This window comes from Campylobacter sp. RM12640 (genome assembly GCF_020137595.1).
GTDB lineage: Bacteria > Campylobacterota > Campylobacteria > Campylobacterales > Campylobacteraceae > Campylobacter_E.
In genome coordinates this window covers 1-609 of record NZ_JACGAU010000069.1, presented here as the reverse complement: position 1 = coordinate 609, position 609 = coordinate 1, and the positions used below count along the sequence as shown (strand labels likewise).

Here is a 609-nt window from a genome sequence, read left to right as displayed (position 1 = left end):
TGTAGCACTTGCTTTATCGCGAGCTTCATTATAAAAATATTGCACCCAACCCATCATATCGCGACCTTCTGTAAAGGCATTTAATGCGTTATCTCCAAAATGTTTTAATATACCACAACAAATATCATAGTCATTTTTCGCATTGTAAAGTGGTTGTATGGCTTGTTTAATTGCAAATAAGTATCTATTATCTGTAGATTTAGTTATATCATTTCTTTCTATTTCAGTAGTAGCCGGTAGAACTAAATCAGCATGTCTTGCACTAGCAGTCCAAAATATTTCTTGCATGATAAAGCTATCAACTTTTTCAAATGCTTTTAGCATCCTATTTCTATCTTGATGATGGTGCATTGGATTACCACCAGCCCAATAGATACATTTTATATTAGGAAATACTTTTTTCTTTCCATTAAAATCATATTCTTTACCAGGATTTTCAAGCATATCTACTATTCTTGAAACAGGAATTACTTCGTTTTCTCTATCGCTCCACTCTCCCTTAATACTAGGAACTGCACCAATACCTAATAATCCAGGAGAAGTATATTCTGGTTTAGCATTACCTAAACTTACAGAATTATCAGCCCCTGCATCGGCATCATGGTAGTG

The 609-nt window shown here is 34.2% G+C and carries 1 protein-coding gene; it reads right to left on the bottom strand.

Features of this window, described 5'->3' with window-relative positions; genetic code table 11:
* A partial coding sequence (locus AVBRAN12640_RS09910; protein ID WP_336609195.1) for a molybdopterin-dependent oxidoreductase occupies positions 1-609 on the bottom strand: 609 nt, incomplete at both ends.